26 protein-coding genes, 1 tRNA gene, 1 other RNA gene and 1 pseudogene are annotated in these 26,362 nt (G+C 75.2%); 19 read left to right on the top strand and 10 right to left on the bottom strand.

From position 1 onward, the window contains the following. Nucleotides 1-48 precede the first annotated feature (48 nt). Entirely contained in the window at nucleotides 49-1,308 is a 1,260-nt protein-coding gene (locus tag GC157_05160; protein ID MBI1376857.1) for a hypothetical protein, read from the bottom strand. Nucleotides 1,309-1,462: 154 nt separating this feature from the next. Here GC157_05160 and GC157_05155 point away from each other — a divergent pair, with 154 nt between their 5' ends. From GC157_05155 to GC157_05135, 5 genes are all read left to right on the top strand, one after another. Then, nucleotides 1,463-2,149, top strand: a complete 687-nt coding sequence (locus GC157_05155) for a methyltransferase domain-containing protein (protein ID MBI1376856.1) — start codon at nucleotides 1,463-1,465, stop codon at nucleotides 2,147-2,149. A gap of 57 nt (nucleotides 2,150-2,206) precedes the next feature. Then, the gene (locus tag GC157_05150) at nucleotides 2,207-2,821 is read left to right on the top strand and encodes a dTDP-4-dehydrorhamnose 3,5-epimerase (protein MBI1376855.1); all 615 of its coding nucleotides are present in this window, start codon (nucleotides 2,207-2,209) and stop codon (nucleotides 2,819-2,821) included. 70 nt (nucleotides 2,822-2,891) lie between these two features. Beyond that, nucleotides 2,892-3,329, top strand: a complete 438-nt coding sequence (locus tag GC157_05145; GenBank protein ID MBI1376854.1) for a hypothetical protein — start codon at nucleotides 2,892-2,894, stop codon at nucleotides 3,327-3,329. Further along, nucleotides 3,326-3,712 carry a hypothetical protein gene (locus tag GC157_05140; GenBank protein MBI1376853.1) on the top strand — a complete coding sequence of 129 codons (387 nt, stop codon included), beginning with the start codon at nucleotides 3,326-3,328 and terminating at the stop codon, nucleotides 3,710-3,712. Before GC157_05145 ends, GC157_05140 begins: the two co-directional genes overlap by 4 nt. 58 nt (nucleotides 3,713-3,770) lie before the next feature. Continuing rightward, entirely contained in the window at nucleotides 3,771-4,286 is a 516-nt protein-coding gene (locus GC157_05135; protein MBI1376852.1) for a hypothetical protein, read from the top strand. A 475-nt stretch (nucleotides 4,287-4,761) separates the two neighbouring features. Here GC157_05135 and GC157_05130 read toward each other — a convergent pair whose 3' ends face one another. Then, nucleotides 4,762-5,598 carry a DUF2971 domain-containing protein gene (locus tag GC157_05130; GenBank protein MBI1376851.1) on the bottom strand — a complete coding sequence of 279 codons (837 nt, stop codon included), beginning with the start codon at nucleotides 5,596-5,598 and terminating at the stop codon, nucleotides 4,762-4,764. 86 nt (nucleotides 5,599-5,684) lie between these two features. Further along, nucleotides 5,685-6,086: RNase P RNA component class A (gene rnpB / locus GC157_05125), an RNA gene on the bottom strand. 167 nt (nucleotides 6,087-6,253) lie between these two features. Between rnpB and GC157_05120 the strand changes: the two genes are divergently transcribed. Together GC157_05120 and GC157_05115 are read left to right on the top strand one after the other, a co-directional pair. Next, complete coding sequence (locus tag GC157_05120; GenBank protein ID MBI1376850.1) at nucleotides 6,254-6,574, top strand: hypothetical protein; 321 nt, start codon at nucleotides 6,254-6,256, stop codon at nucleotides 6,572-6,574. Between the two features lie 83 nt (nucleotides 6,575-6,657). Further along, a complete protein-coding gene (locus tag GC157_05115) occupies nucleotides 6,658-7,440 on the top strand; it encodes an alpha/beta fold hydrolase (GenBank protein ID MBI1376849.1) in 783 nt (260 codons plus the stop codon). Nucleotides 7,441-7,471: 31 nt separating this feature from the next. Here GC157_05115 and GC157_05110 read toward each other — a convergent pair whose 3' ends face one another. Further along, the gene (locus GC157_05110; protein ID MBI1376848.1) at nucleotides 7,472-8,884 is read right to left on the bottom strand and encodes an RNB domain-containing ribonuclease; all 1,413 of its coding nucleotides are present in this window, start codon (nucleotides 8,882-8,884) and stop codon (nucleotides 7,472-7,474) included. 145 nt (nucleotides 8,885-9,029) lie between these two features. Here GC157_05110 and yaaA point away from each other — a divergent pair, with 145 nt between their 5' ends. The 3 genes from yaaA (at nucleotide 9,030) to GC157_05095 (ending at nucleotide 12,558) form a co-directional block, all read left to right on the top strand. Then, nucleotides 9,030-9,818, top strand: a complete 789-nt coding sequence (gene yaaA, locus GC157_05105; GenBank protein MBI1376847.1) for a peroxide stress protein YaaA — start codon at nucleotides 9,030-9,032, stop codon at nucleotides 9,816-9,818. A 4-nt stretch (nucleotides 9,819-9,822) separates the two neighbouring features. After that, entirely contained in the window at nucleotides 9,823-10,959 is a 1,137-nt protein-coding gene (locus tag GC157_05100; protein ID MBI1376846.1) for an arsenic transporter, read from the top strand. A gap of 363 nt (nucleotides 10,960-11,322) precedes the next feature. Next, nucleotides 11,323-12,558, top strand: a complete 1,236-nt coding sequence (locus tag GC157_05095; protein MBI1376845.1) for a family 16 glycosylhydrolase — start codon at nucleotides 11,323-11,325, stop codon at nucleotides 12,556-12,558. Nucleotides 12,559-12,642: 84 nt separating this feature from the next. Here the strand turns inward: GC157_05095 and GC157_05090 are convergent, their stop codons facing one another. The 3 genes from GC157_05090 to GC157_05080 form a co-directional block, all read right to left on the bottom strand. Further along, a complete protein-coding gene (locus GC157_05090) occupies nucleotides 12,643-13,815 on the bottom strand; it encodes a bifunctional RNase H/acid phosphatase (protein ID MBI1376844.1) in 1,173 nt (390 codons plus the stop codon). Beyond that, on the bottom strand, nucleotides 13,812-14,555 hold the full coding sequence (locus GC157_05085) for a hypothetical protein (GenBank protein MBI1376843.1): 744 nt from the start codon (nucleotides 14,553-14,555) through the stop codon (nucleotides 13,812-13,814). The genes GC157_05090 and GC157_05085 overlap by 4 nt, the downstream gene beginning before the upstream one ends. A 118-nt stretch (nucleotides 14,556-14,673) precedes the next feature. After that, nucleotides 14,674-15,489: a Nif3-like dinuclear metal center hexameric protein gene (locus GC157_05080; protein ID MBI1376842.1), complete on the bottom strand. Its 816-nt coding sequence runs from the start codon at nucleotides 15,487-15,489 to the stop codon at nucleotides 14,674-14,676. Nucleotides 15,490-15,618: 129 nt separating this feature from the next. Here GC157_05080 and trxA point away from each other — a divergent pair, with 129 nt between their 5' ends. The 9 genes and pseudogenes from trxA to GC157_05035 all read left to right on the top strand — a co-directional run bounded on the left by trxA (nucleotide 15,619) and on the right by GC157_05035 (nucleotide 24,189). Then, nucleotides 15,619-16,059 (top strand): thioredoxin, encoded by a 441-nt coding sequence (gene trxA / locus GC157_05075; protein ID MBI1376841.1) that lies wholly within the window; start codon nucleotides 15,619-15,621, stop codon nucleotides 16,057-16,059. 110 nt (nucleotides 16,060-16,169) lie between these two features. Beyond that, nucleotides 16,170-16,454, top strand: a complete 285-nt coding sequence (locus GC157_05070; protein ID MBI1376840.1) for a helix-turn-helix domain-containing protein — start codon at nucleotides 16,170-16,172, stop codon at nucleotides 16,452-16,454. Next, a complete protein-coding gene (locus tag GC157_05065; protein ID MBI1376839.1) occupies nucleotides 16,454-17,002 on the top strand; it encodes a Clp protease in 549 nt (182 codons plus the stop codon). Before GC157_05070 ends, GC157_05065 begins: the two co-directional genes overlap by 1 nt. Before the next feature lie 98 nt (nucleotides 17,003-17,100). Continuing rightward, nucleotides 17,101-18,834 (top strand): ATP-binding cassette domain-containing protein, encoded by a 1,734-nt coding sequence (locus GC157_05060; protein ID MBI1376838.1) that lies wholly within the window; start codon nucleotides 17,101-17,103, stop codon nucleotides 18,832-18,834. Further along, nucleotides 18,831-20,882 (top strand): ATP-binding cassette domain-containing protein, encoded by a 2,052-nt coding sequence (locus tag GC157_05055; GenBank protein MBI1376837.1) that lies wholly within the window; start codon nucleotides 18,831-18,833, stop codon nucleotides 20,880-20,882. The genes GC157_05060 and GC157_05055 overlap by 4 nt, the downstream gene beginning before the upstream one ends. A 37-nt stretch (nucleotides 20,883-20,919) precedes the next feature. Further along, nucleotides 20,920-21,195, top strand: coding sequence for a ferrous iron transport protein A (locus tag GC157_05050; GenBank protein MBI1376836.1), 276 nt, complete (start codon nucleotides 20,920-20,922; stop codon nucleotides 21,193-21,195). Between the two features lie 26 nt (nucleotides 21,196-21,221). Then, nucleotides 21,222-23,160, top strand: a pseudogene (gene feoB, locus GC157_05045) (ferrous iron transport protein B). Next, nucleotides 23,157-23,486: a hypothetical protein gene (locus GC157_05040; protein MBI1376835.1), complete on the top strand. Its 330-nt coding sequence runs from the start codon at nucleotides 23,157-23,159 to the stop codon at nucleotides 23,484-23,486. The pseudogene feoB and the gene GC157_05040 overlap by 4 nt, the downstream one beginning before the upstream one ends. Before the next feature lie 67 nt (nucleotides 23,487-23,553). Then, complete coding sequence (locus GC157_05035; protein MBI1376834.1) at nucleotides 23,554-24,189, top strand: HAD hydrolase-like protein; 636 nt, start codon at nucleotides 23,554-23,556, stop codon at nucleotides 24,187-24,189. Nucleotides 24,190-24,220: 31 nt separating this feature from the next. On the opposite strand, the gene GC157_05030 is transcribed toward GC157_05035, so the two are convergent. From GC157_05030 to GC157_05020, 3 genes are all read right to left on the bottom strand, one after another. Further along, nucleotides 24,221-24,907 (bottom strand): copper resistance protein CopC, encoded by a 687-nt coding sequence (locus GC157_05030; protein ID MBI1376833.1) that lies wholly within the window; start codon nucleotides 24,905-24,907, stop codon nucleotides 24,221-24,223. 68 nt (nucleotides 24,908-24,975) lie between these two features. After that, a tRNA-Val gene (locus tag GC157_05025) sits at nucleotides 24,976-25,049 on the bottom strand. Nucleotides 25,050-25,270: 221 nt separating this feature from the next. Beyond that, nucleotides 25,271-25,714, bottom strand: coding sequence for a hypothetical protein (locus GC157_05020; GenBank protein ID MBI1376832.1), 444 nt, complete (start codon nucleotides 25,712-25,714; stop codon nucleotides 25,271-25,273). Nucleotides 25,715-26,362 lie beyond the last annotated feature (648 nt).

Genomic DNA, 26,362 nt, shown 5'->3' with positions numbered 1-26,362 from the left:
GGGCGGCGACGGGCCCCGAGCCGGCCGGGCGCCCGGCGGCGGCGCTGCTCACGCCCGCACCGGCGCGAGCGGGCGCCCCGCGTCGCGGCGCAGCAGCGCCGCCATCACCGCGACCGCGACGACGCCCGCGACCACGTAGGCCGTCGCGACCCGCATCCCCACCGGCAGGGGCAGCAGCAGGCCGAGCCCGAAGGCGACGGTGGCGACGAGCCACGACCAGGCGACGGCCCGCTGGTCCTGCGCCGCGACCAGCGCGCCCTGCATCACCATGGCCACCACGAACAGCGCGGAGGACACCGCGACCAGCACGCTCACTGCCAGGTCGCCGTCGTACGCCGAGCCGAAGAACACCCGGGCCACCCACGGCCCGAGGAGCCCGAGCGCGAGGCAGCCCGCCAGCGCGCCCACGGCGACGACGCCCACCACCGCCCGCACCGTGCGCACGAACGCGGGCCGGTCGCCGCGGGCATGGGCGTCGACGAGCGACGGGAGCAGGCCGGCCACGACCGGGCCGGCGAAGAACAGCGGCAGGCGCGCCACCACGAACACGGCCATGAAGCGGCCCGTCTCGGCCGCCCCGGACCCCAGCCGCACGACGAGCGGGCCGACGTTGAGCATCACGATGGCGAGCGAGGAGCCGGCCACCAGGGCGGCGACGTCGCGGGCGAGGTCGCGCAGGGCCCGCGACGGCGCCGCGACGCGGTCGAGCACAGGCGTCCCCAACGCGGCCACGAGCACGCCGCCCAGCGGCGCCAGCGCGAGCACCAGCCCGAAGGTGCCCACCGACGCGCCGAGCGCCGCGCACACCACGGCGCCCACCGCGCGCGTGAGCCCGTCGCCGGCCTGCTGCGCCGCGGCCCAGCCGAAGCGACGGGCACCGAGCAGCGTGCCGCGCTGGAAGCCGGCCACGGCCACGGTGGCCACCGAGACCGCGAGGGCGACGCCGAGCATCGGCGAGCCGGCGAACAGCGAGCCCGAGGCCACCGAGAGGACGCCGACCACCACGAGCTCGGCCAGCACCCAGGTGGCGCCCTGGAGCAGCGCCACCCGGCGCAGGTCGGACACCCGCGCGCTGCCGTCGCCGGAGGCCACGAGCCGCGTGAGCTCCTGCTCGAACGGCAGCCACAGGCCGGCGACGAAGCCGAACAGCACCGCCCACAGCGTGGAGAGCTCGCCGAAGTCGTGCGGGCCCACGTGCCGGGCCGCCACCGAGAGGTAGACGTAGGAGCACAGCCCGAGCACGACGGACCCGGACCCCACGAGCAGCGGCCCGCGCGAGTACGACGCGAGCACCTGGCGACGGCCCACCCGCGTCCCTCCCCCTCGGCTGTGGAACCCTCATCGTAGGGACGCCGGCGGGCCGCACCGCCGGCCCGGCGCCCGCCCGCTGGGCCCGCGCCGCCGGCCGGGCGCGAGGGCGTCCCGGCCGGACCGAGCCCGTCGTCGCACCGGAGGTCGTCGCATGGCAGCACCGCACGTCGGACCGGGGGACGACGCCGGTGACGCCGAGGGCCCCGGCGCGTCCGTGGACGCCGACGCCGCGGCGGGCGCTCCCGACGCGCCGAGCACCGCGGGCACGGACTACGCCGACCGCCTGCGCCGCCTGGAGGGAGCCCGCTGGAAGCAGGTGCTCGACGTCCAGCGGCCCTACCGGTGGAACCTGCGCCGCCTCGGCCTCGGGCGCACCCTCGACGTCGGATGCGGCCTCGGGCGCAACCTGACGGCCCTCGACGACGGGGTCGGCGTCGACCACAACGAGGACTCGGTGCGCACCGCGCGGGAGCGCGGGCTGCGCGCCTGGACGAGCGACGAGTGGCCCACCTGCCCCGACGCCGTGCCCGCGACCTTCGACGCGATGCTCGTGGCCCACGTGCTCGAGCACCTCCCCCAGGACGACGCCGACGGCCTGCTCTCGGCGTACCTGCCCTACCTGCGCCCGGACTCCACGCTCGTGCTGATCTGCCCGCAGGAGAAGGGCTACGCCAGCGACGCCACGCACGTCCGCTTCGTCGACGAGACCGGGTTGCGGGCCACGGCGCGACGCCTCGGCTTCTCCCCCGTGCGGCAGTACTCCTTCCCGCTCCCCCGCACGGCCGGGAGGCTCTTCCCCTACAACGAGTTCGTCCTCGTGGCGCGCCGCCTGCCCTGAGGGAGCCGCATCGCGCCCCCTCGTAGGGTGGGCACAGGACGAGCGTCGGGAGTGCGCGTGGAGATCCGGGAGCTGGCCGTGCCGGGGGCGTGGGAGCTCACGCCGCGGCAGCACGACGACGAGCGCGGCACCTTCCTCGAGTGGTTCACCGGGACGTCGTTCCTCGAGGCCACGGGCCACGCCTTCGGCCTCGCGCAGGCGAACTGCTCGGTGTCGCGGCGCGGTGTGCTCCGCGGTGTCCACTGGTCCGACGTCCCTCCGGGCCAGGCGAAGTACGTCACCTGCGTGCGCGGAGCCGTCCTCGACGTCGCGGTCGACCTGCGCGTCGGCTCGCCCACGTTCGGCGCGTGGGACGCCGTGCGGCTCGACACCACCGACCGCCGTGCGGTCTACCTCTCCGAGGGGCTCGGCCACGCGTTCCTGTCCCTCGAGGACGACTCGACCGTCGTCTACCTGTGCTCGACGCCGTACGCCCCGGGGCGCGAGCACGGCGTCGACCCGCTCGACCCGGCCCTCGGCATCACGTGGCCCGACGGCGTCGAGCCGGTGCTCTCGGCCAAGGACGCCGCCGCGCCCGGCCTGGACGAGGCACGGCAGCGCGGGCTGCTGCCCACGTGGGACTCCTGCGCCGCCGTCGTCGAGGGGCTGCGGGCCCAGGTGCCAGGGTCCTAGGACCCCGGCACGCGCCGGGATTCGCCGAACCCCTTCTCGCGCCGAGGGATCCGCTGAGAGCATGGGCGCCGTGAACGAGTACGTCCTCGAGTCGACGCCGGCCGGCTTGCGGACCTACTCGCTCCTCGTCACGGCGCTGCGCGAGGCCGGCGCCGCGGTCGACGAGACCGACGCCGAGGCTCGGCGCCTGGGCGGCCAGTGGCCGGGCAACGAGGACCCCATCGGCTTCGAGACCACGGACATCGCCGTGGTGCACCAGCGCATCGACGCCGTCCGCGAGCGGTTCCCGGGACTGGTGGTCGACGTGCGCGAGGTCGCGCGCGAGCCGGGGCGGCACGAGCGCCGCCACGACGGCCGCGCGCTGCCGTTCGTCACCGTGCACCACCTGCCACCGCACGACGCCACGCCCGCGGAGCCCGGCCCCCTGCCCGTCGACGGGCCTGGAGCGGACGTCGACCTGCGCGATGCTGGCCATCCCGCCCCGCCTGGGTCACCCTGGGCGCCATGAGCGTCGACGGCGAGGACGAGAAGCTGGCCCAGGCGTGGGGCGAGGCCGTCTCGGCCAAGGACCACGGGCGGATCCTCGAGCTGCTCCATCCCGAGCTCGACTTCCGGGCCATGACCCCGCGCCGCATCTGGGAGGCCGAGCGTCCCGACGACGTCGTCTCCGCCGTGGCCGCCTGGTTCGACGACACCGACGAGATCGTCGCGGTCGAGGAGATCAGCACGGAGCAGGTGGCCGACTGCGCCCGGGTGCAGTACCGGCTGCGGGTGCGCAACGACGACGGCCTGCACCTCGTCGAGCAGCAGGCCTACGTCCAGGAGCGCGACGGCCGTGTCGGGTACCTGCGGGTGATGTGCAGCGGCTACCGGCCGCTCGAGCAGGTGTGAGGCACCCGCACCGCCCGGCGGGGGTTGCCGTGGATCCCGGGCGCTCGGCCGGCGTCGGGTGATCCTGCCCCGGGTGCGCGACCCCCGCTTCGTCACGCTGCGACGGGGCGGGACCCTCACGGACGAGCACCACCACCTGCTCGCGCTGTGGGCGGCCACGTGCGCCGAGCACGTCCTGCCGCTCGTGGAGGCCGAACGGCCGGGCGACGACCGACCCAGGGCCGCGATCGCGGCGGTGCGCGCCTGGGCCGCTGGCGGGACGACCATGACCGCCTCACGGTCCGCCGGCGGCCACGCGATGGCCGCGGCCCGCGACCTGCGCGGCGCCCCGCGCCACGCCGCCTTCGCCGCGGGGCAGGCGGCGGTGGTGGCCCACGTGGCCGCGCACGAGCTCGGTGCGGCGGCCTACGCCATCAAGGCCGCCCGCGCCGCAGCGCCGCCGGCGCGGGCCGGCGCCGCGGGCCGGCGCGAGTGCCGCTGGCAGCGGGCGCGCCTGCCGGCCGCGATCCGCGAGCTGGTGCTCGACGACCAGCGGCTGCGCAACGACATCTGCTGGTCGGTCTTCGAGGTGTGAGCCAGACGAGCCGGTCTGCCAGCCGGATACCGGCCGGGCTGGGTCCTCGGTGCTTTCGACGAAGGTCTGCGAGGTGTGATCAGCCCGCATTGGGAGCGGGTGAGCCGGGAGGGGCGCTGGCTGCTTGTGGGCTGATCGCGTGGATCATCGTCCGGACACTGCCGGTGCGGACGGCGGGAAGGCCTCGACTCCAAGGGCTACTGGGCGGAAAGGCAACCACGGAATGCGGCGAGAGTCGGCGAGCACTCGCCCTCCATCGAGCCGGACTGATCGCACGACGGCGGCAGGGAGCAAGGGCCGCCTAGGCCTGCGAGGTCCTCAGCCGCCGTTCTAAGGGGTGAGGACGGCCTCGGGGATCATGGAGCAGACCGAGTGACACGCATGGAGGCTGCTTGGGCGGTCCTTGTGACGAGGTCCCGACGGTGAATCGCCCACTGCCCAACCCATCCGATTCATGCAGACGGGCGAGGCAGCGCTAGCCACGGAATGGTGCTGCTGACCGCCGAACCTCTACTGACTCCGGCACGAGCCTCCTCACCGCGTCCTCCCGCAACTCCGGGAACGGGCCCGGCCCGACGACGACGGAGGTGATCGAGGAAGCAGTGAACGGCAGGTCAAGGTACGGGGCGATCGACACAGCCGTCGACCGGAACTGCACCCCCACTCGGTCCGACGACACCACTACACGCCACTCCCGCTCCTCCGCAAACGCGGCGTGCTTGATCGACGCGAGCACCGGAATGACATACCTGGCGGACTCATCGAAGCCGGTGACACCCGGATGCCCGGTGGCCCGCTCCCCGACCTCTGCCTCCACACGCGACACCGCGGCTATCAACGCCTCATTCCCGTAACGGACCCGTACTAGCGAAGGCCCCGCGACAGTCCCGCCCGGGTCTGACAGATTGCGCAGGCCGCTGGTCGTGAAGCCGATCGCGTACCCGCCGCCAGGCGCGTACCCACGCCATTGGCTCAGCAAGTCTCCGTCCTCGCAGAAGCACGCCACGTACGCGGCATGCCACTGCTGGTTCGTGACGCCACCCTCACGCGGATGGAGATGGTCAATGACGCTGCGGATCACCGCCGAGCGGCTTTCCTCCTCAGTGCCGAACCCGACCCCCGAGGCGTCGAGGCGTCGAGCCTTGGTGCGCAGCGCCTCCAGCACCTCCGCTCGCCCAAACTTCATCTCCTGAGCGTCGTTGAGAAACTCGGCGTCTGTCGCCCAGATCGTGTGCGAGCGGATGATGCCGAGGAGCCCCGCGGCGTCGGTGTAGTGGTAAAGCACCTCCGGCTCAGTCACACCCACCACCATCCCCCAACCACCCCCACCTGGACAGCTCACCGTCCCATGGGTTCCCGGGTGTCGACCTGGGTCCCCGTGGGGGCACGTGCGTGAGGCAGACGAGCCGGTCTGTAAGCCGGATTCTGTCCCGGTCGCGGACGACCGGGGGCGACCATCCATCTGGGGCCGTCGTCACCGACGACCTCGGTGCGGCCTACCCGCAGGCTCGGACGGGCCGTCCTCGAACGCCTGCGCGGAAGCTCCTCGCGGACCCTCCTTCTTGGCCTTGCTCCGGGTGGGGTTTGCCGAGCCGCGACGGTCACCCGCCGCGCTGGTGGTCTCTTACACCGCCGTTTCACCCTTACCGCCGGTGCAAGCACCGACGGCGGTCTGTTCTCTGTGGCACTGTCCCGCGGGTCACCCCGGGTGGGTGTTACCCACCACCCTGCCCTGTGGAGTCCGGACTTTCCTCGACGCACGCCCCGCAGGGCCCACGCCGCGGCCGCCCGACCGACTCGTCTGCGCCGTCAGGGTAGCGCGCACGCCCGGCTGCCCGCCCGGCCCCGAGCCGGGCTGGCGCTCCCTCCCTCGTGCGGGGAGGCTGGCGGGGTGGCCGCTGCCACCCGCCCGCAGGAGGAGGCCCGATGCGCGACACCACCGCCCTCGAGACCCGGACCGGTGCCCGATGACGGGCTGGGCCGTCGGCGGCGACGCCCAGGGCGCCCCCACCGACGCCGTCTGCACCCACCTCGACCGGGCGCGGGAGGTCACGCCGTCGGCCACGGAGGGCTGCGAGGACTGCCTGCGCGAGGGCACCACCTGGGTGCACCTGCGGCTGTGCCTCGAGTGCGGCCACGTCGGCTGCTGCGACAACTCGCCGCGGCGCCACGCGACCGCGCACTGGCACGCCACGGACCACGTGCTCATGCGCTCGTTCGAGCCGGACGAGGACTGGGGCTGGTGCTACGCGGACGACCTCTTCCTGCTGCCGACCGGCCGCGGCTGACCGCGGACGCGCGACCGGCCGGCCGCGTCCGGGCACGGGGCAACGCCCTCGTCGGGCCGCGCCCGCACCGCTAGCGTCAGGGCATGGCGGAACCGGTGCAGCGGCTGCTCGACGTCGGCGGGGACTCGGTGTGGGTCGAGGACTCCGGCGGCGAGAACGCCGTGGTCCTGCTCCTGCACTCGGGGGTGGCCGACTCCACCCTCTACGACGACATCTGGCCCGGGCTCACGTCGGTGGCCCGCGCCATCCGCTTCGACTACCGCGCCTACGGCCGCTCCCCCGCGGCGACCGGGCCCTGGAGCGTGGTCGGCGACGCCCTCGCCGTGCTCGACGGCCTGGGCGTGGAGCAGGCGCACGTGGTGGGCACCAGCATGGGCGGGGGCGGCGCGCTCGACCTCGCCGTGCTGCACCCGCAGCGCGTGCTCTCGCTCACGCTGCTCTGCCCGGGCGTGAACGGCGCGCAGTGGCCCGACGACCCCGCGACCGACGCGGAGTTCGAGTCCGTCCGCCACGACCCGGCCGGCCTGCTCGACCTCATGCTGCGGCTGTGGGGGGCGGCCGGCGACGACCCACGGGTGCGCGAGCTCGCGGTCCGCGGGCTGCGCGCGGGCCTGAACAGCCGCGAGTTCGAGACCGAGCCGGAGCCCTCCACCTACGCCCGGCTCGGAGAGATCGCCGTGCCCACCACGATGGTGGTCGGCGGCCGCGACTACCCCGGGCTCGTGGCGGTCGACCGCGAGGCGGCGCGGCTGATCCCCGGCTGCCGGGTGGTCGAGCTGCCCGACGTCGACCACTACCCGAGCGTGCGCGAGCCGGACACCACGCTGCGGCTGATCCTCGAGACCGCCGAGCTCACCACCGCCTGAGGCGCGTCGGCGTCCGGGTCGGCCCCGGCGGCTACGCCGGCGCGAACTCCACGGTGCGGCGCACCGGGTCGGCGGCGGTGAGCCGCAGCCGCACCCGCCGCCCGAGGCCGAGCCCCCCACCGCGCACGTGCGCACGCACGGCCGGCCAGTGCAGCTGCACGACGTCGTACTCCTTGCGCTCGTCGACGACGACCGCCTGGTACTCCTCGCCCACGTGCGACTCGAGGAGCACCGACTCCATGAGGTCGACGCACGCCCGGTCGAGGGCGCGGGCGCGCTGATCCGCGACGCGCATCTCCTCGGGGAGCGCGGGCAGCGCCTCGCACACCCACTCCGGGACCTCCTCGCCGGCGGCGACGGCCAGGCAGCACTCGGTGCCGTAGCGGTCGACCAGTCGGCGCAGCGGGGCCGTGACGTGCGCGTACGCCGAGGCCACCGCCGCGTGCCGCAGCACGTCGGGCTCCTGGTCGCCCACCGGGTGCAGCACCTGCGTGTAGCCCGCGGAGCGCAGCAGGATCGTCACGAGATTGAGGAAGGCCGCGTGCGCGGGCGGGCGCGGGTCGAGGGTGCGCACGAACCGCGCGTAGGAGACGTCGGCCGGCCAGTCGATGTCGAGCCCGGCCGCCGTGCGGCGCAGCCGGTCGTAGTCCTCGGGCGCCGGGGGCGGCATCGTCCGCACGATGCCCACGCCGGCGTCGAGCATCATCCGGGCCGCGCACATGCCGGTGAGCAGCGAGATCTGCGCGTTCCAGGACTCGACCGGGTGCGGGGCGCGCATCGCGAGCCGGAAGCCGGGCCCGTCGTCCTCGATCTCCTGGTCCGGCACGCGCACGTCGATGCCGCCGCGCTCCACCTCGCGGTCCTGGCGCAGCCGGCCGACGTCGCGCAGCGCGACGATCGCGTCGTCGGCGGTGCCGTCGTCGAGCGCGCGCTGGACCTCGGTGTAGGACAGCTTGGCGACGCTGCGCACCAGGGCCCGCTCGACGTCGACCTCCACAGGGCTGCCCGACGAGTCCAGGTCGATCCGCCAGAGCACCGAGGGGCGCACGACGTCCGGGAGGAGGCTCGCCGCCCCCTCCGAGAGCACGGTGGGGTGCAGCGACGTGCGCAGGTCCGGGCTGTAGAACGTGACGCCGCGCCGGTGCGCCTCCGCGTCGATCGCGCCCCCCGGGCGCACGAAGGTGGCGACGTCGGCGATCGCGTAGTGCACACGGAAGCCGCTGCCCCGCCGCTCGATGTGCACCGCCTGGTCCAGGTCGGTGGAGCCGGCCGGGTCGATGGTGACGAACGGCAGGTCTGTGGCGTCGCGTCGCGCGCGGCCGTCCGGTGCGGGCGGCGGCTGGGGCGCGCGGGCCACGGCGTCGGCCTCGGCGAGGACGTCGTCGGGGAACGCGGCGGGCACGCCCTGCTCGTCGCGGATCGCCTGGAAGCCGGCGCGGAGCACGTCGCCCTGCCGGGTCTTCGCCCTCAGCCAGCGACGCGTCACCAGGTCAACCTACGTTCCGCCGCGCACCGCGGCACGGGAGATCGGCCCGGCCGGAAGGCGACCCGCGGCGGCGGGGGGCGCACCCGTGGGCGAGGATCGGCCGGTGCTCGTGCTGCTCCCGCCCTCCGAGGGCAAGACCGCGCCCCGGCGCGGCCGGCCGCTGGACCTCGCGACCCTGTCGTTCCCGTCGCTGACCGCGACGCGCGAGCGCGTCCTCGACGCCCTCGTCGGGCTCGCCTCCGGCGACGCCGACACCGCGATCCGCGTGCTGGGCCTCTCGCCGCGCCAGGTCGACGAGGTGCGGCGCGACGCGCTGCTGGAGACGGCACCCACGGCACCGGCGGGCTCGGTGTACTCCGGCGTCCTCTACGACGCGCTGGACCTCGCGACGCTCGACCCGGCCGCCCGCCGGCGGGCCACGCGCACGCTCGTGGTGAGCAGCGCGCTGTTCGGGGCGCTGCGCCTCGGCGACCGCATCCCGGCGTACCGGCTCTCGGGCGACGTCTCCCTGCCCGGCATCGGCGCGCTCAGCGGCGTGTGGCGCGACCCCCTCGCCACCGCGCTCCCCGAGGCCGCCGGGCCCGGCCTCGTCGTCGACCTGAGATCGGGCACCTACGCCGCGCTGTGGCGGCCGGTGGGCGACGTGGCCGACCGCACGGTCGCGGTGCGCGTGCAGCAGGAGCTGCCCGACGGGCGGCGCACGGTGGTGAGCCACTTCAACAAGGCCACGAAGGGACGCCTCGTGCGGGCGTGGCTCCAGGAGGGCGCGGTGGTCCGCGACGCCGACGACCTGGCCGCCGCCTGCGAGCGGGCGGGCGTGGTGGCCGAGCTGGCCCCGACGGCCCGGCGCGGGTCCGTGCGCCGCCTCGACGTCGTCGACCGGGACCTCTGAGCCCATGTGGCTGGTCGCCGCCCTGGGCGGTGTGGTCGCGGTGCTCACGGGCGCCGTGCCGCTCGACACGGCGGGGTCCACCCTGGGCCGGCTCGCCCCGATCCTGGTGTTCCTCGTCGCGGTCACCGTGCTCGCCGAGCTCGCGGACGGCTCGGGCCTGTTCGACGTCGCGGCGCACGCCTGCGCCCGCTGGGGCCGTGGCTCCGGCTGGCGGCTGTGGCTGCTCGTCGTCGCGCTGGCCACCGCGGCGACGGTGCTGCTGAGCCTGGACACCACCGCCGTGCTGCTCACCCCGGTGGTGCTCGCGCTCGCCGACCAGCTCGGCCTGCCGCCGCTGGGGTTCGCCATGACCACCGTGTGGCTGGCCAACACGGCGTCCCTGCTGCTGCCGGTGTCCAACCTCACCAACCTGCTGGCCCAGGACTCCCTCGAGCTGTCCACCCGCGCGTTCGCCGCGGCGAGCTGGCCCGCGGCCCTCGCCGCGGTCGTGGTCACCGTCGCGGTGCTCGGCGTGCGCTACCGGCGCACGTGGCGCACGACCTACGACGTCCCGCCGCGGACCCGGGTCGAGGACCGCGTGCTCCTCGGTGCGTCGGCGGCGGCCTGCCTGCTGCTCGGTCCGCTGGTGCTGCTGGGGCTGCCGGTGGCCGGCGTGGCCCTCGTGCTCGCCTCGGGGCTGGCCCTGGTGTTCGCGGTGCGCCGGCGCGCGGTCCTGCGCGTCTCGCTCGTGCCCTGGCGCCTGGTGCTGCTCGTGGCCGGGCTCTTCCTCGTCGTGGCCGCCGCGCGCGCCCACGGGCTCGACGCCGTGCTCGCCGGGCTCACCGGCTCGGGCGACGACGCCCCGGCGCTGCTGCGCCTGTCCGGCGTGGCGGCCGCCGGGGCCAACCTGGTGAACAACCTCCCCGCCTACGCCGCGCTCGAGCCGGCCGCCGGAGGCGTGACCCGCATGCTCGCCCTGCTCGTGGGGGTCAACACCGGGCCGCTGGTGCTGCTGTGGGGGTCGCTGGCGACCCTGCTGTGGCGGGAGCGGTGCCGCGCGCGCGGCCTGGAGGTGGGCTGGCGGGAGTTCGCGACCACCGGCCTGCTCGGCGTCCCGGTGGTGGTGGTCGCCGGCGTGCTGGCCCTGGCCGTCGCCGGGTGAACGGCGGCCGAACGACGGGTCGCGGATCACCCGAACGGCGGTAGGGAGCCCGCACCCGTGGTGCCGATGAGTCGGATGTGACGAACGTGACGGATGGGGGTGTGACCTGCGTCACAAAGGGCCGTTATCGTCCCGTGATCGGACGTGTCACGTGACGCCGACCCCGTTCCGTTCCCTAGTTTGGGCCCGCCACCCGCCGCCGACGCGGGGCACCGCGCACGGGTGGCACGCCTAAACACCGGGCCCGCCCGGTGTGCCGGGGACCCAATCAATTGGGGCGAATCGCCGATCACTCAGCGGCGTAGGGCACCTCCCGCCCGAGCCCGTCAGCTCACCCGGTCGGTGTCGAGAGGAGATCGATTCGTGCTGCCAGCACTCCGCCGACGGGTCCTCCCGTCCACCCTGCTCGTCGCCGGGATCCTCGGTGCGGGCCTCATCACCACCGGGGGCTCCGCCTCCGCCGCCTACGCCCCGGCCGCCACCGCGGCCACCACCGCGGGCACGGCGGTCTACGCCACCGCCACCACGGCCGCCGTGGCCGGGCCCGTCGTGTCGACCAAGGTCGTCAAGCGCGCCAAGGTCGTGGTGTCCAAGAAGCTCGTCCCGAGCACCTCGCGGCCCGGCCACTACGACGTCGTCGTCCGCATGAAGGTCACCTCGTGGGTGCGCGCCCTCGCCGGCCTGTCCGGCAAGCTCGCGGCCCGCACCGCCTGGGCCATCCGCTCGGCCGACGGCCGCGTGCCGTGGGCGACCTCCACGGTGTCGTCGGTGGCCCGCGCGCGGGCCGTGGCCTTCGCCGCGGCCGCCCGCCTCGCCGACCGCGCCGCCCGCGCGTCGGCCACCCTGGCCGCGGTCACCACGGTCCGGTACGCCGTCGCCGGCACCACCGCGGCCGCAGCCACCGTCGGGGCGGTCTCCATGCCCCGGGGCAACCTGGCGGGCTTCAAGCAGGTCTTCGCCGACGACTTCACCACGCCGGCCAAGCGCGGCTCGTTCCTGTCGGTCTACCGCACCAAGTGGTCGGCCTACGGCCCGGGCTGGCGGGACACCTCCGGGCACGGCGTCTACGACGGCAACCGGACCCTGTCGGTCGCCAACGGCAACCTGGACATCTACCTGCACACGGTCAACGGCACGCACTACGTGGCGGCGCCGACCCCGAAGCTGCCGCGCATGACGTACGGCCGCTTCTCCATCCGGTTCCAGTCCGACTCCATCCCGGGGTACAAGGCGGCCTGGATGCTCTGGCCCAACGACGACATCTGGCCGGCGCACGGCGAGATCGACTTCCCCGAGGGCGACCTCAACTCGACGTTCTCGGCGTTCTCGCACTACGCGACGAGCTCGGGCGGCCAGGCCCCGTTCACGCTGTCGGCCAACTTCCGCAGCTGGCACACGGCCACGATCGACTGGCTCCCCGGCAAGGTCGTCTTCTACCTCGACGGCCGCGTCGTGGGCACCAACACGCACCTGGTGCCCACCACCCCGATGCACTGGGTGCTCCAGACCGAGACGGCGCTCAACGCGCCGGCCCCGTCGTCGAGCGTCTCGGGGCACGTCCGGATCGCCTGGGTCACGGCGTACGCCTACGCACCCTGACGCACGCCCGGCACGCGTCACGTCCGACCGGCCCGCTCCCGCCCTCCGGGGCAGGGGCGGGCCGGTCCGCGTCCGGGACTGCGGTCAGGGGATCCAGGTGTGGCGGCTGCCGTCGAGGTGGCCCTGCTCGGCGAAGGCGCGCATCGAGGCGTTGCCGTCGGCGTACCAGGTGAGGGTCGTGAGCGACGCCGGGGCGATCTCCATGCGGTTCATCGAGCCCAGCGGCGTGAGCAGCGCCCGGGCGGTCATGGCCCGCACCGTGCCCACGTGGGCCGCGACCAGCACGCGCCGGCCGGCGTAGGCGGCCAGCACGCGGTCGAGGGCGGCGGAGACACGGTCGGCCACCTCGCGCAGCGACTCCCCGCCGGGCGGGGCGACCAGCGGCGAGGCCAGCCACGCAGCCATCTCGTCCGGCCAGCGCTGCGCCACCTCGGCGAAGGTGGAGCCGTCCCACTCGCCGAAGCGGGCCTCCTCGAGCCCCTCCACCACCAGCGGCTCGAGCCCGAGCCGGTCGCCGACGATCTGCGCGGTCTGACGGGTGCGCAGCATCGGCGAGCACACCAGCACGTCGCCGCCGCCGCGCCGCTCGAGCTCGGCGGCCGCCGCGTGCGCCTGGGCGACCCCCTCGTCGACCAGCGGCGGGTCGAGCTCTCCGCCGGAGCCGGAGAACCGGCGCTCGAGCGAGTGCTGCGTGACGCCGTGGCGCACCACGACGGTCACGGTCGGCGCCCCGAGGTCCGGGCCCCAGCCCACGATGGCCGGGCGCGGCCCCGCGACGTCGCCCTCCACCTGCTCCGGCACGTCCAGGGGCTCCGCGGCCTCGCGGTGGATGTCGCCGGTGCCGCCGCGGGCGACGGCGTCCATCGACTCGTTGGCCAGCGCGTCGGCCGCCTTGTTCCGCTCCCGCGGGACCCACGTGTAGGTGACCCGGTCGCGCGGGGCGAGATCGCGCACCTGGAGGGCCAGCCGGCGCAGCAGGTCGTTCTTGATCGCCCAGCGCCCGCTCATCTGCTCGACGACGAGCTTGGAGTCCAGCCGCGCCTCGACGACGGCGTCGGGGTCGAGCGCGAAGGCGGCGCGCAGGCCCTCGAGCAGCCCGGTGTACTCGGCGACGTTGTTGGTGGTGATCCCGAGGTGGCCGGCGAGCTCGACGAGAGCCTCGCCCGTGGCCGGGTCGCGGACCACCGCGCCGTAGGCGGCGGGGCCGGGGTTGCCGCGCGATCCCCCGTCCGCCTCGACGACGAGCCGGCGGCTCACAGCCCGGACTCGCCGGTGCGCACGAGGATGCGGCGGCACTCCTCGCAGCGCAGCACGGCGTCCGGCGCGGCGTCGCGGATGCGGCCGAGGTCGGTCGGGGTGAGCTCCATGCGGCAGCCCTCGCACCGGCGCTGGTGCAGCGCGGCGGCACCCACCCCGCCGTGGTCGGCGCGCAGCTTGTCGTAGAGCGCGAGCAGGTCGGCGGGCAGGCGCCCGGCGAGGTCGGCGCGGTCGGCCGCCAGCGTGGCCGTCTCGGCGTCGGCACTCGCGAAGGCCGTGTCGCGCTCGGCCGTGGCCGTCTCCAGCTGCGCCTGGAGCTCGGCCCGCTCCCGGTTCAGGGTCCCGAGCGCGGCGCGGGCGTCCTCGTGACGCTCCATCACCTCGAGCTCGTCCTCCTCGAGGTCGGACTGGCGCCGGGCCAGCGAGGCGATCTCGTGCTGGAGGTTCTCGAGCTCCTTGGCCGAGGACACCCGGCCGGAGTCGAGCAGCTCCTGGTCCTTGGCCGCCCGGGTGCGCACCTGGTCGACGTCGGCCTCGGCCTTCGCGACGGCGCGCGCGAGGTCGGCGACCTCGGTCTCGGCGGCCACCACGCGGTCGCGCAGCACGGCGAGGCGGGCCTCGAGGTCGGCGATGGCGGCCAGCTGGGGCAGCGTGCGACGACGGTGCGCGACCTGGTCGAGTCGCGCGTCGAGCGCCTGCAGGTCGAGCAGGCGGAGCTGGTCGGCAGGCTCGGCGATCACCGGTCTCCTCGGGGGTGTCGTGCGGTGCGGCGGCGACGGCCGCCGGCGTTCCCGGAGGTGCCCGGGCGGACGCGGGTGACCACCGTAACGCCGGGCGCGGGCGCGGGCTGGCCGCAGGTCAGGCGCGGAAGGTCCAGGGGTCGGTCACCAGCGCCGACGCGACGACCTGCACCCCCACCGGAGCGAGCTCGGCCGCGAGCGAGGCCGCGACGACCGGCACCCACGGCCACTCGGAGGCCGCGTGCGCGACGTCGACCAGGGCGGGGCCGCCCGCGGCGAGGTGGTCGGTCGCCACGTGATGCTTGAGGTCGCTGGTGACCACGACGTCCACCCCGGCCTCCCGGGCCGCGCCGAGGGCGTCGCCGCCCGAGCCGCCCACGACGGCGACCCGGCGCACGACCCGGCCGGGGTCGCCGGCCACGCGCACGCCGTGCGCCGTGACGGGCAGGGCGGCCGCCACGCGGCGCGCGAAGTCCGGCAACGGCTGCTCGTCGACGACGCCGACCCGCCCCAGCCCGGTGGGCGAGCCCGGGGCCGACGGCAGCAGCGGCACGAGGTCGCGCAGCCCGAGCGCCTCCGCCAGCGCGTCGCTCACGCCCGGGCGGGCGACGTCGGCGTTGGTGTGCGCCGCGAGCAGGGCGCAGCCGCCCGTGACCAGCCGGTGGACCACGCGCCCCTGGGGCGTGGTCGCGGCCACCGACGACACGGGCGTCAGCAGCAGCGGGTGGTGGGTGAGCAGGAGGTCGGTGCCGGACCCGAGCGCCTCGTCGACGACGGCATCGACGGGGTCGACCGCCACGAGCACGCGCCGCACGACGGCGGCCGGGTCGCCGCAGACGAGGCCCACGGCGTCCCAGGGCTCGGCGGTGTCCGGCGGGAAGCGGCGGTGGACCGCGGCCACCACGTCGGCGACGGTCGCGCGCGGCTCGCTCACGCGGGCGAGCCTACGCAGGGGTCGGCGGAATACCGTGCCCCTCGGGCCCGGTTGTGCTCGGCAGGTGCGACGGACCCCAGCGGCGGCGAACGACGTCGTCCACCGCGGCCCCGACGAACAGGAGACACCGTGCCCACGATCGACATCACCGCCGAGACCTTCGACTCCACGGTGACCGGCAACGACATCGTGCTCGTCGACTTCTGGGCGTCGTGGTGCGGCCCGTGCCGCAGCTTCGCGCCGGTGTTCGAGAAGGCCTCCGAGAGCCACGGCGACATCGTGTTCGCCAAGGTCGACACCGACGCCGAGCAGGCGCTCGCCGCCGCGGCCGACATCACCTCGATCCCCACGCTCATGGCCTTCCGCGAGGGCGTCCTGCTCTACGCCCAGCCCGGTGCGCTGCCCGGCACGCAGCTCGAGAAGCTCATCACCGCGGTGCGCGAGGTCGACATGGCCGAGGTCCACCGCCAGGTGGCCGAGCAGCAGGCGCAGGCGGGCCACGACCACGCCGACCACGACCACGCCGACCACGACCACTCCGGGCACGACCACGCCGGTCACGAGCACTGAGACCTCGCCGGACCCCCGGCGCCTCGCGAGGCCCGCACGCCACCCGCGTGCGGGCCTCGTGCCGTGTCAAGCCACCTTGACAGCCCCGCTGTGTCAACTATTCTTGACGCATGACCGCACCCTCCGTTCCCCCCGACCGGCCGGCGCCCGACGGCGACCTCGCCGCGGTCGCGGCGACCGCCGCCGGCGGCGACGTGGCCGAGGGCCTGCGGGCCGCGGCGGCGCTCGGCCGCCTCGCCCAGCGGCTCGAGGCGGCCCAGGTGGCCCGGGCCCGGCGCGAGGGCTGGTCGTGGCAGGAGGTCGCCGACGTGCTCGGCGTCTCGCGCCAGGCGGTCCACCAGCGCTACCGCTCGCTCGAGCGGGGCGCACCGCGCACCGGAGCCGGGAGGTCCTGATGTTCGAGCGCTTCACCGGGGCGGGCAGGTCCGTCGTCGTCGAGGCCGAGGCGCGGGCGCGCGAGCTCGGCAGCCCCGCCATCACGCCCGTGCACCTGCTGCTCGGGCTGCTCGCTCCCGCCGCCGGCCCCTCGCGCGAGGTGCTCGAGGCGCACGGCGTCCGCGCCCGCGACGTGCTCGCCGCCTGCCGGCCGGACCCGGCGTCCGCGGGCTTCTCCGACGAGGACGCCGGCGCGCTGGCCGCGCTCGGCATCGACCTCGCCGCGGTGCTGCGGCGCGCCGAGGACGCCTTCGGCCCCGACGCCCTCGCCCCGGCGCCCCGCGGCCGTCACGGCCGCACGCGCTTCTCCGCCCCGTCGCGGGCGGTGATGGCGGCGAGCGTGCGCGAGGCGCAGCGCCTGCGGTCCGGGGAGATCACCAGCGCGCATCTGCTGCTCGGGCTGCTGCGCGCGGGCGACGCCGACACGCTGGCCCTGCTGCGTTCGCTGGGGGCCGAAACGGCGGCGCTGGAGTCGGACGCGCTGCGTACCATCGGTCGGGCCGCCTGAGCCCTGCCAGGTACGGCCACCGCCGCACCCACCGTCGACGCCGGCGACACCCGCCACCGGCCACCGCCTCGACCCGCGCCCCATCACCGGAGTCGCCCGTGCTCGTCTCGCTCCTGCGCCGCTTCCTGCCGCGCTACCGCAACGCGCTGATCGCCGTCGTGGTCTTCCAGTTCTTCGGCACGCTCGCGGCGCTCTACCTGCCGACGCTCAACGCCGACATCATCGACAACGGCGTGGCCAAGGGCGACACGGCCTACATCCTGCGCATCGGCGCCGTGATGCTGGCCTTCACCGTCCTCCAGGTGGCCTGCACGGTCTCGGCGGTGTTCTTCGGGGCCCGCAGCGCCATGGGCTTCGGCCGCGACGCGCGGGCCGCGGTCTTCCACCAGGTGGGGACGTTCTCCGCGCGCGAGGTCACCCACTTCGGCGCGCCGTCGCTCATCACGCGCACCACCAACGACGTGCAGCAGGTGCAGATGCTCGTGCTGCTCACCTGCACGCTCATGGTCGCCGCTCCGATCATGGGCGTGGGCGGCATCGTGATGGCCCTGCGCCAGGACATCGGCCTCGCCTGGCTGATCGTCGTCAGCGTCACGGTGCTGGTCGTGGCCATCGCGCTCATCGTCACGCGGATGGTCCCGCAATTCCGCCGCATGCAGAAGCGGCTCGACAACGTCAACCGCGTGCTGCGCGAGCAGATCACCGGCATCCGCGTGGTGCGTGCCTTCGTGCGGGAGCCGGTCGAGCGCGAGCGGTTCGGGTCCGCGAACGCCGACCTCACCGAGACCGCCCTCAAGGTCGGCCGGTTGATGGCGCTGATGTTCCCGATCGTCATCCTCGTGCTCAACGCGTCGAGCGTGGCCGTGCTGTGGTTCGGCGGCCACCGCATCGACAACGGCGAGATGCAGGTGGGCTCGCTCACCGCGTTCCTCAGCTACCTCGTGCAGATCCTGATGTCGATCATGATGGCCACGTTCATGCTCGTGCTGATCCCGCGTGCGGCGGTCAGTGCCGAGCGCATCAGCGAGGTGCTCGACACCGAGTCGTCCGTGGTGCCGTCCGAGCACCCCGTGGCCGAGGTGCCCGAGCGCGGCACGGTCGAGCTGCGCGGGGCGTCGTTCCAGTACCCCGGCGCCGACGAGCCCGTGCTGCGCGACATCTCGCTGCGCGCCGTCGCCGGTCGCACGACGGCGATCATCGGGAGCACGGGGTCGGGCAAGACCACGCTGCTCTCGCTGGTCCCCCGCCTGTTCGACGCGACCGAGGGCGCCGTGCTCGTCGACGGCGTCGACGTGCGCGACCTCGACCCCGATCAGCTGCACGCGCGGATCGGCCTCGTCCCGCAGAAGGCCTATCTGTTCACCGGCACCGTCGCCGACAACCTGCGCTACGGCCGCGAGGACGCCACCGACGAGGAGCTGTGGGACGCGCTGCGCATCGCCCAGGCCGCGGACTTCGTCCAGGCGCTGCCCGAGGGCCTCGACGCCCCGGTCGCCCAGGGCGGCACCAACTTCTCCGGCGGCCAGCGGCAGCGGCTCGCGATCGCCCGGGCCGTGGTGCGGCGCCCGGAGATCTACCTGTTCGACGACTCGTTCTCCGCGCTGGACCTGGCCACCGACGCCCGGCTGCGCGCGGCGCTGCGGCCCACCACGCGGGAGGCCACCGTCCTCGTCGTCGCGCAGCGGGTGTCCACGATCGTCGACGCCGACCAGATCGTCGTCCTCGACGACGGCGCGGTCGTCGGCATCGGGCGCCACGACGAGCTGCTGCTCACCTGCCCGACCTACGCCGAGATCGTCCAGTCGCAGCTCCCGGCGGAGGTGGCCGCATGAGCGCCCCGACCACGCCTCCCCCGGGGCGGCCTGCCGGGGCCGGTCCGGCCCGGTCCGCCGGCGGCGGCTCCCGCCTGCCGCAGCGGCCGGCCGGCGGGCCGCCGATGCGCGGTCCCGGCGCCATGATGAGCGCCGGCATGCCGGCGGAGAAGTCGCTCAACTTCTGGCCGTCGGCCCGCCGCCTCGTCGCCCAGCTGCGGCCGCAGCGCGCGCTGGTCGTCGTCGTCGTGCTGCTGACCGTGCTCGGAGTCGCGTTCAGCGTCGTCGGGCCCAAGATCCTGGGCAACGCGACGAACCTCATCTTCGAGGGGGTCATCGGCAAGCAGCTGCCGGCCGGGATGACGCAGGAGCAGGTGATCGCGGCGGCCCGCGCCCGGGGCGACGACGGCTTCGCCGACCTCCTCTCCGGCATGACCGTGGTCCCGGGGCAGGGCATCGACTTCACCCAGCTCGCGCACGTGCTCCTGATCGTGCTCGGCCTCTACGTCGTCGCGTCGGTGTCCATGTGGGGGCAGGCCTTCGTGCTCAACACGGTCGTGCAGCGCACCGCTCTGCGCCTGCGCTCCGACGTCGAGGACAAGCTGCACCGGCTGCCGCTGAGCTACTTCGACACGGTGCCGCGCGGCGAGCTGCTCAGCCGCGTGACCAACGACATCGACAACATCCAGCAGACGATGCAGCAGACCTTCAGCCAGCTACTCAACTCGCTGCTGACCCTCGTCGGTGTGCTCGCGATGATGCTCTGGATCTCGTGGGTCCTGGCCCTGGTCGCCCTCGTGTCCGTGCCGCTGTCGATGATCGTCACGGCCGTCATCGCCAAGCGCTCGCAGCCGCTGTTCATCGAGCAGTGGGGGCAGACCGGCCGGCTCAACGGCCACATCGAGGAGGTCTACACCGGCCACGCGCTGGTCAAGGTCTTCGGCCACCAGAAGGAGGCCGAGGAGATCTTCCGGGAGCGCAACGAGGCCCTCTACAGCGCCAGCGCGGGCGCCCAGTTCCTCAGCGGCATCATCATGCCCGCCATCCAGTTCATCGGGAACCTCAACTACGTCTTCGTCGCCGTCATCGGCGGGCTGCGCGTCGCCTCCGGCAGCCTGTCGCTCGGCGACGTCCAGGCGTTCATCCAGTACTCGCGCCAGTTCAGCCAGCCGCTCACGCAGGTGGCCTCGATGTCCAACCTGCTGCAGTCCGGAGTCGCCTCGGCCGAGCGGGTCTTCGAGCTGCTCGACGAGGACGAGCAGACCCCCGACCCGGTCTCCCCCAACCGCTCCGACCTCCCCCGCGGCCGCGTGGAGTTCGAGGACGTGTCGTTCCGCTACGTCGAGGACGCCCCGCTCATCGAGGACCTCTCCCTCGTCGCCGCGCCGGGGCAGTCGGTCGCCATCGTGGGACCCACCGGCGCCGGCAAGACCACCCTGGTGAACCTCGTGATGCGCTTCTACGAGATCGACTCCGGGCGGATCACGCTGGACGGCGTCGACATCGCGACGATGACCCGCGACCACCTGCGCGAGCAGATCGGCATGGTGCTCCAGGACACCTGGCTGTTCGGCGGCACCATCCGCGACAACATCGCCTACGGACGACCCGACGCCACCGAGGAGGAGATCCTCGAGGCAGCACGGGCCACCTACGTCGACCGCTTCGTGCGGGCGCTGCCGGACGGCTACGACACCGTCATCGACGACGAGGGCAGCAACCTCTCGACCGGCGAGCGGCAGCTGGTGACGATCGCGCGGGCGTTCCTGTCGGCGCCGTCGCTGCTGATCCTCGACGAGGCGACGAGCTCGGTCGACACCCGCACGGAGGTGCTGGTGCAGAAGGCGATGACGGCCCTGCGCTCGGACCGCACCAGCTTCGTGATCGCGCACCGGCTCTCCACGATCCGCGACGCCGACCTCATCCTCGTGATGGAGCACGGGCAGATCGTCGAGCAAGGCACGCACGACGAGCTGCTCGCGCGCGGCGGCGCCTACGCGGCGCTCTACAACGCGCAGTTCGTCGGGGCGCTCGACGACGAGGAGCTCGCCGCCGAACCGGTGGGCTGAGCGCGGTACCGGATCGGTTTAGGGTAGCCTTACTTAGGTGACCCTTACTGAGCCGGCGTCCTCCCCTGCTCCCACCCTCGACGACGCCCCCGCAGGCGTCGCCGTCCTCGTGACCGGCAGCGGCGCCGACCCGGCGCTGGCCCGGCGCCTCGCCGAGCTCGGCGTGCGTCCCGGTGCCGTGGTGGTGCCCCTGGGCCGCACGGCGGGCGGGGCCCGGGTGGTCGCCGTCGACGACGCCCGCCTCGCGCTCGCGCGCCGCGTGCTGCGCCGCGTGGGCGTGGAGCCGGTGCCGCACGCCGGCGGCGCCGCGTGACGCCGGCCCGCGGCGGCACGCGGACCGTGCCGTCCTGCCACGCCGAGGCGGGCGCCGTCGACGCGCCTGCGGGGGTCCCGGTCGTGGCGCTGGTGGGCAACCCCAACGTCGGCAAGTCCACGCTGTTCAACGGCCTCCGTGGCGGTGGGACGCGACCTGTGGACCACGCCCGAGCTCGGTCGCGCCGTCCTCGTCGACCTGCCCGGGGCCGTGAGCCTGGACCCGCAGTCGCCGGACGAGGAGCTCACCCGCGAGCTGCTCGTCGACCAGCCGCCGCACGAGCGGCCGGACGTCGTCGTGGTGGTCGCCTCGGCCGTGCACCTCGCCCGGGGCGTCTACCTCCAGCAGCAGGTGCACGAGCTCGGGCTGCGCACCGTGGTCGCCCTCACGATGGCCGACGTCGCGGCCCGCCGCGGGGTCGAGGTCGACGTCGCGTCGCTGGCCCGCAGCCTGGGCGTCGAGGTGGTGGTGGTCGACCCGCGCCGCTCGGGCGACCACGGCGCGCTCGTGGCGGCGATCGCCTCGGCCCTGGCGGCCGCGCCGCCGGCGACTCCGGCGTCGACCACCACGTCACCTGCCGGGGATGCCGTCGACGTCGTCCTGGGCGCGGTCCCGGACGTCGACACCGCGCTCGCGGAGGCCGAGCGGCGCTTCGCCGTCGTGACCGACGCCGTCGGGCGCGCGCTGCGCCGCGACGAGCAGGCGCCGAGGTCGTGGTCCGACCGGCTCGACCGGCTCACCACCGCGCCGGTGGTGGGGCCGCTGCTCTTCCTCGGGGTGATGTGGCTGGTGTTCCAGGCCACCACCACGGTGGCCGCACCGGTGCAGGGCTGGCTCGACGACCTGTTCGGCGGGCCAGTGTCCGACGCCGCGAGCGCGCTGCTCGGCGCGGTGGGGCTCGGCGGGACGTGGGTGGAGGGCCTCGTCGTCGACGGGCTCGTCGCGGGTGTCGGCATGCTGCTCACGTTCGTGCCGGTGATGGCGGTGATGTTCACCTTCCTCAGCGTGCTCGAGGACTCCGGCTACATGGCCCGCGCCGCCGTCGTGACCGACCGCGCCATGCGCGCGATCGGGCTGCCGGGGCGCGCGTTCCTGCCCCTCATCGTCGGGTTCGGCTGCAACGTGCCGGCGATCAGCGCCACGCGGGTGCTGCCGGACACCCGCCACCGGCTGCTCACCGCGCTGCTCGTGCCGTTCACGTCGTGCAGCGCGCGCCTGACCGTGTACGTGCTCGTGGCCACCACGTTCTTCGCCGGCCACGCCGGCACCGTGGTGTTCGCCATGTACGTGCTCTCGATCGTGCTCGTGGTGCTCGTCGGCCTGCTGCTGCGCACCACCCTGCTGCGCGCCATGGGCGACGACCCGCTCGCGATCGACCTGCCGCCCTACCAGCTGCCTCTGCCCCGCCTGGTGGCCGCGGCGACCTGGCGCCGGCTGCAGGGCTTCCTGCGCACGGCGAGCGGCATCATCGTGGCCACCGTCGTCGTGGTGTGGGCGCTCTCCGCCGTACCGGCACCCGGTTCCGGCGGCTCGTTCGCCGACGTGCCGGTGCAGGACAGCGTCTACGCCTCGGTCGCCGGCGGGGTCGCGCCGGCGTTCGCCCCGGCGGGGTTCGGCAGCTGGGAGGCCACGAGCGCACTCATGGTCGGGTTCGTGGCCAAGGAGGCGGTGATCTCCTCGTGGGCGCAGACCTTCGCCACCGCGGAACCCGACGCCGCCGGGGAGCCCGGGGCTCTCGGCGACGCCCTGCGAACGAGCTTCGCGGACTCCTCGGGCGGGCACACCGTGCCGGCCGTGCTCGCGTTCCTGGTGTTCCTGCTCGCCTACACGCCGTGCGTGGCCACGCTCGCGGCCCAGCGACGCGAGATCGGCATGCGCTGGACCCTGGCCGGCGTCGGGATCCAGCTGGTGGTCGCCTGGGTGCTCGCGGTCGCGGTGTTCCAGGTGGGGCGGCTGGTCGCGTGAGCACACCGCAGCCGGCCGCGGTGCCCGCTCCCCCGCCCGGCTCCGGCGGCGCCCTGGGTGCTGTGCTCACCGCCGTGCGCGGCGGCGCCGCCACCCCGGAGGACCTCAGCCGGGCGACCGGGCTCGACCGCGACCTGGTCGCCGTGGCGCTCGACACGCTCACGCGGCTCGGCCACCTCGAGCGCGGCACGGCACCGGTCGGCTGCCCTGCGGGCGGCTGCACCGGCTGCGCCGCGCCTACCGGTCACGGTTGCGCGACACCGGGAGCGGGGAGTCGCGGGCTCGTCATGCTGACGCTGGGACGCCGGCCGCCGCCCGCAGGCTGACCGGATCGCGCGCCGTCCGCGGGACGAGCCCGGGCGGACTTGGCGCACCCGCGGCAGGATCGTCGCCATGGCCGACGCGGTGCTCTTCGACCTCGATCGCACGCTCGTGGACCTGCAGTCGGCCACGGACTACGCCGCCGCGCTGGCCGACGCCCGCCGGGTGGCCGGGCCGCTGGCCGCCGACGACGCTCCCGCCACGGACTGGACGCACGAGACCCGCGCCGCGATGGCGCTGCTGGTGGCCTGCTCGGGCGACGCGCGGTGGGAGGCGGTGAGCGCGGCCATCGCCGCGCACGAGGCCGCGGCCCTGCCGCGCTCGGTGCCGATGCCCGGCCTGCACGAGGCGTGGGCCCTCGCCGCGGTCGTCCCGCGGGCCGTGGTGACCCTGCTGCCCGAGCCGGTCGCGCGCGAGGCCCTCGCCCGGCACGGGATCGCCGCGGGCGACGCCGAGCTCGTCGTGGTCGGGCGGCGTCCGGACGACCGTCCCAAGCCGGCGCCCGACGGCCTGCTGCGCGCCTGCGTCACCCTCGGCGTCGCGCCGTCCGCGGCCGTGATGATCGGCGACTCGTCCTGGGACGCCGAGGCCGCCCGGGCCGCGGGCACCGGCTTCGTGGGTGTCCCGCAGAGCGCCGCGGCGTTCCCGGAGGGCACCGAGACCGCCGCCGACCTGTGCGCCGCCGTGCGCCGGGTGCTCGGCGGCTGAACCGGCGCCCGGACGGGCGCCGGCGCCGGGGTCAGCTCGGGCCGCCGGACCGGCGGGAGGAGACGAACCAGGTGAGCCCGCCCGCCAGGGCGAGCAGCACCACGCCGATGACCATGGCGGTAGCCGGCGACCCGCTGTCGATGCCCGGGTCCGTCGAAGCGGCCGGGCTCGCGGACGACGACGCCGAGGGCGCCGGCGTCGCCGGGGCCGAGGCGCCCGACACCGCGTCGGCGGAGAGCTCGAAGCCGCGCGTGCCGGTGACCGGGTGACCGTCGTCGGCGACGACGCGGTAGGACACGGTGTAGTGGCCGGGCTCGGTCAGCGGCACGAGCTTCTGCGAGAGCTGCGCGCCGTCGAGCACCGGGGTGCCGTCGACGACGGACGCGCCGGAGGGCGCGGTGACCACCAGCCCGTAGCCGACGTTCTCGACCGCCTCGTCGAACGTGAGCACCACCTGGCCCGGCACCTGCGACACCACGGACCCGTCCGCGGGCGACATCCCCACCAGCTGGGTGTGCGCGGACGCCGGCGAGGGGGTCGCGAGCAGGAGCAGCACGACGACCAGCGGCAGCAGCAGGACACCCCCGGCGCGGCGACGGGACGGGGACCGAGGGTGCATGGGCGAAGAGTAATCGCCGGGCTCGACGGCCCCGGCGCGCGACCTGCCCGCTGTGGCCATCGCCACGCCGGGCGTGCGCAGGCAGGGCGTGCCGTTCATGGCGCGGGTCGTGGGCCCTCCCGCGACGTCCCACGGTGAGCGCGACGCCGTCCTGGGACGGGACACGGTGGGCGCAAAGGGACTCGAACCCCTGACCCCCTGCTTGTAAGGCAGGTGCTCTGACCAGCTGAGCTATGCGCCCGCGACGGGCATCCGCCGTGGCCCGCGAGGCTACCGGGGGCGGGCGCACCGCGCCGAATCCCCGCGAGGACCGCGGACCGTCGTCGTCGAGCCTGCCGTCGTCCTCGGAGCCCGGGGACATGACACGGCCCCGCCGTCGAGGTCTCGGGCCATCGACGACGGGGCCGCGTGGTCATGCTGGGTCAGGACGTCCGATCCCGCATCTCGATCTTGGACGAGCCCTCAGCCACGGCCGAGCACGCGGTCGACGGCGGCCGCGACCTCGGCCGCGAGCGCCGCCCGCGCCGGGTCGTCCGGGTCGGGGCCGCCCGCGGCGCGCTGCGGTCCGGCCGGCGTCGAGCGTCGCGACCCGGACCCCGGTGCGCTGCTGCCGCCGGCCTCGCTGAGGTGGCCCTGCCGACCCGGCCCGTCCGGCGCGACGCCGGTCTCGGGACCGGTCCCCCCGGCTGCCGGCGCAGGCTCCGCCGGTGCCGGGGTGGGTGCGCCGGCGTCCTCGTGCCCGCAGGCACGGCACACCACGACGCCGAGCCGCTTCGACAGCGCGGTGGAGCCGCAGGACGCGCAGCGGTCGAGCCCGTCGGTCCAGCCCGGTGTCTGGCAGTCCGGGCACACCAGCACCTGCGCGCCGTGCACGACGGCGCGCCGCCAATCCGACGGCCCGGACACCGGGTCCACCTGACGTCGACCGCAGCGGAGGCAGCCCATGGCGTGATGATGCCTCGCCGGCCGGGCCGTGCGCCGCACCGGCGCCGCGTCGCCCGCGGCGGCCGACGTGGATCGCTCGCCACCCGCTCGTCCTACGGCGAACGCCGCCTCGGACGTGCTCGGCGGTGGCGGCGACGCCCCCTCGCGCGCACCCTGCGGCGGCGTCCGCCGCGACCCTCACGGTGACGCCACGGGCCCGGACCGCCGTCGCCCGAGCCCCGGCAGCCGACGACGGCCGCGGCAGGACGGGCGCTCGGGTGGCGGTCGCGGTCAGAACGGCGGGCGTTCCGGTGGATCGTCCGCGAGGGGGTCGGAGTGCCCACCGCCGGACCCCTCCGTACCGGGGCGCGCGGGTACGCCGCCGGGCGGGGCAGGTGGTCCGGCCTGCGGTCCGGCCTGAGGTCCGGCCGATCGTGCTGCGTGGCGTGGGGGTGGTTCGAGGACCGGCTGGGCCGGGATGCGGATGCGCTGCCGCCAGCGGGTGACCCACGTTCCGAACCCGTCTTGGGCGCTGTCCTCGATGGTCGCGTGCCCGGCGGTCTTCACCTGGTGGCAGCGCGAGCACAGCCCGCCGCAGTTGGCCGTGTCGCTCGCTCCCTCGGGGAACGG

The sequence above is a fragment of the Frankiales bacterium genome, from assembly GCA_016125335.1.
GTDB lineage: Bacteria > Actinomycetota > Actinomycetes > S36-B12 > CAIYMF01 > Longivirga.
Note: the sequence above shows the minus strand (reverse complement) of the source record. Positions and strands in the feature narration are given on the sequence as shown.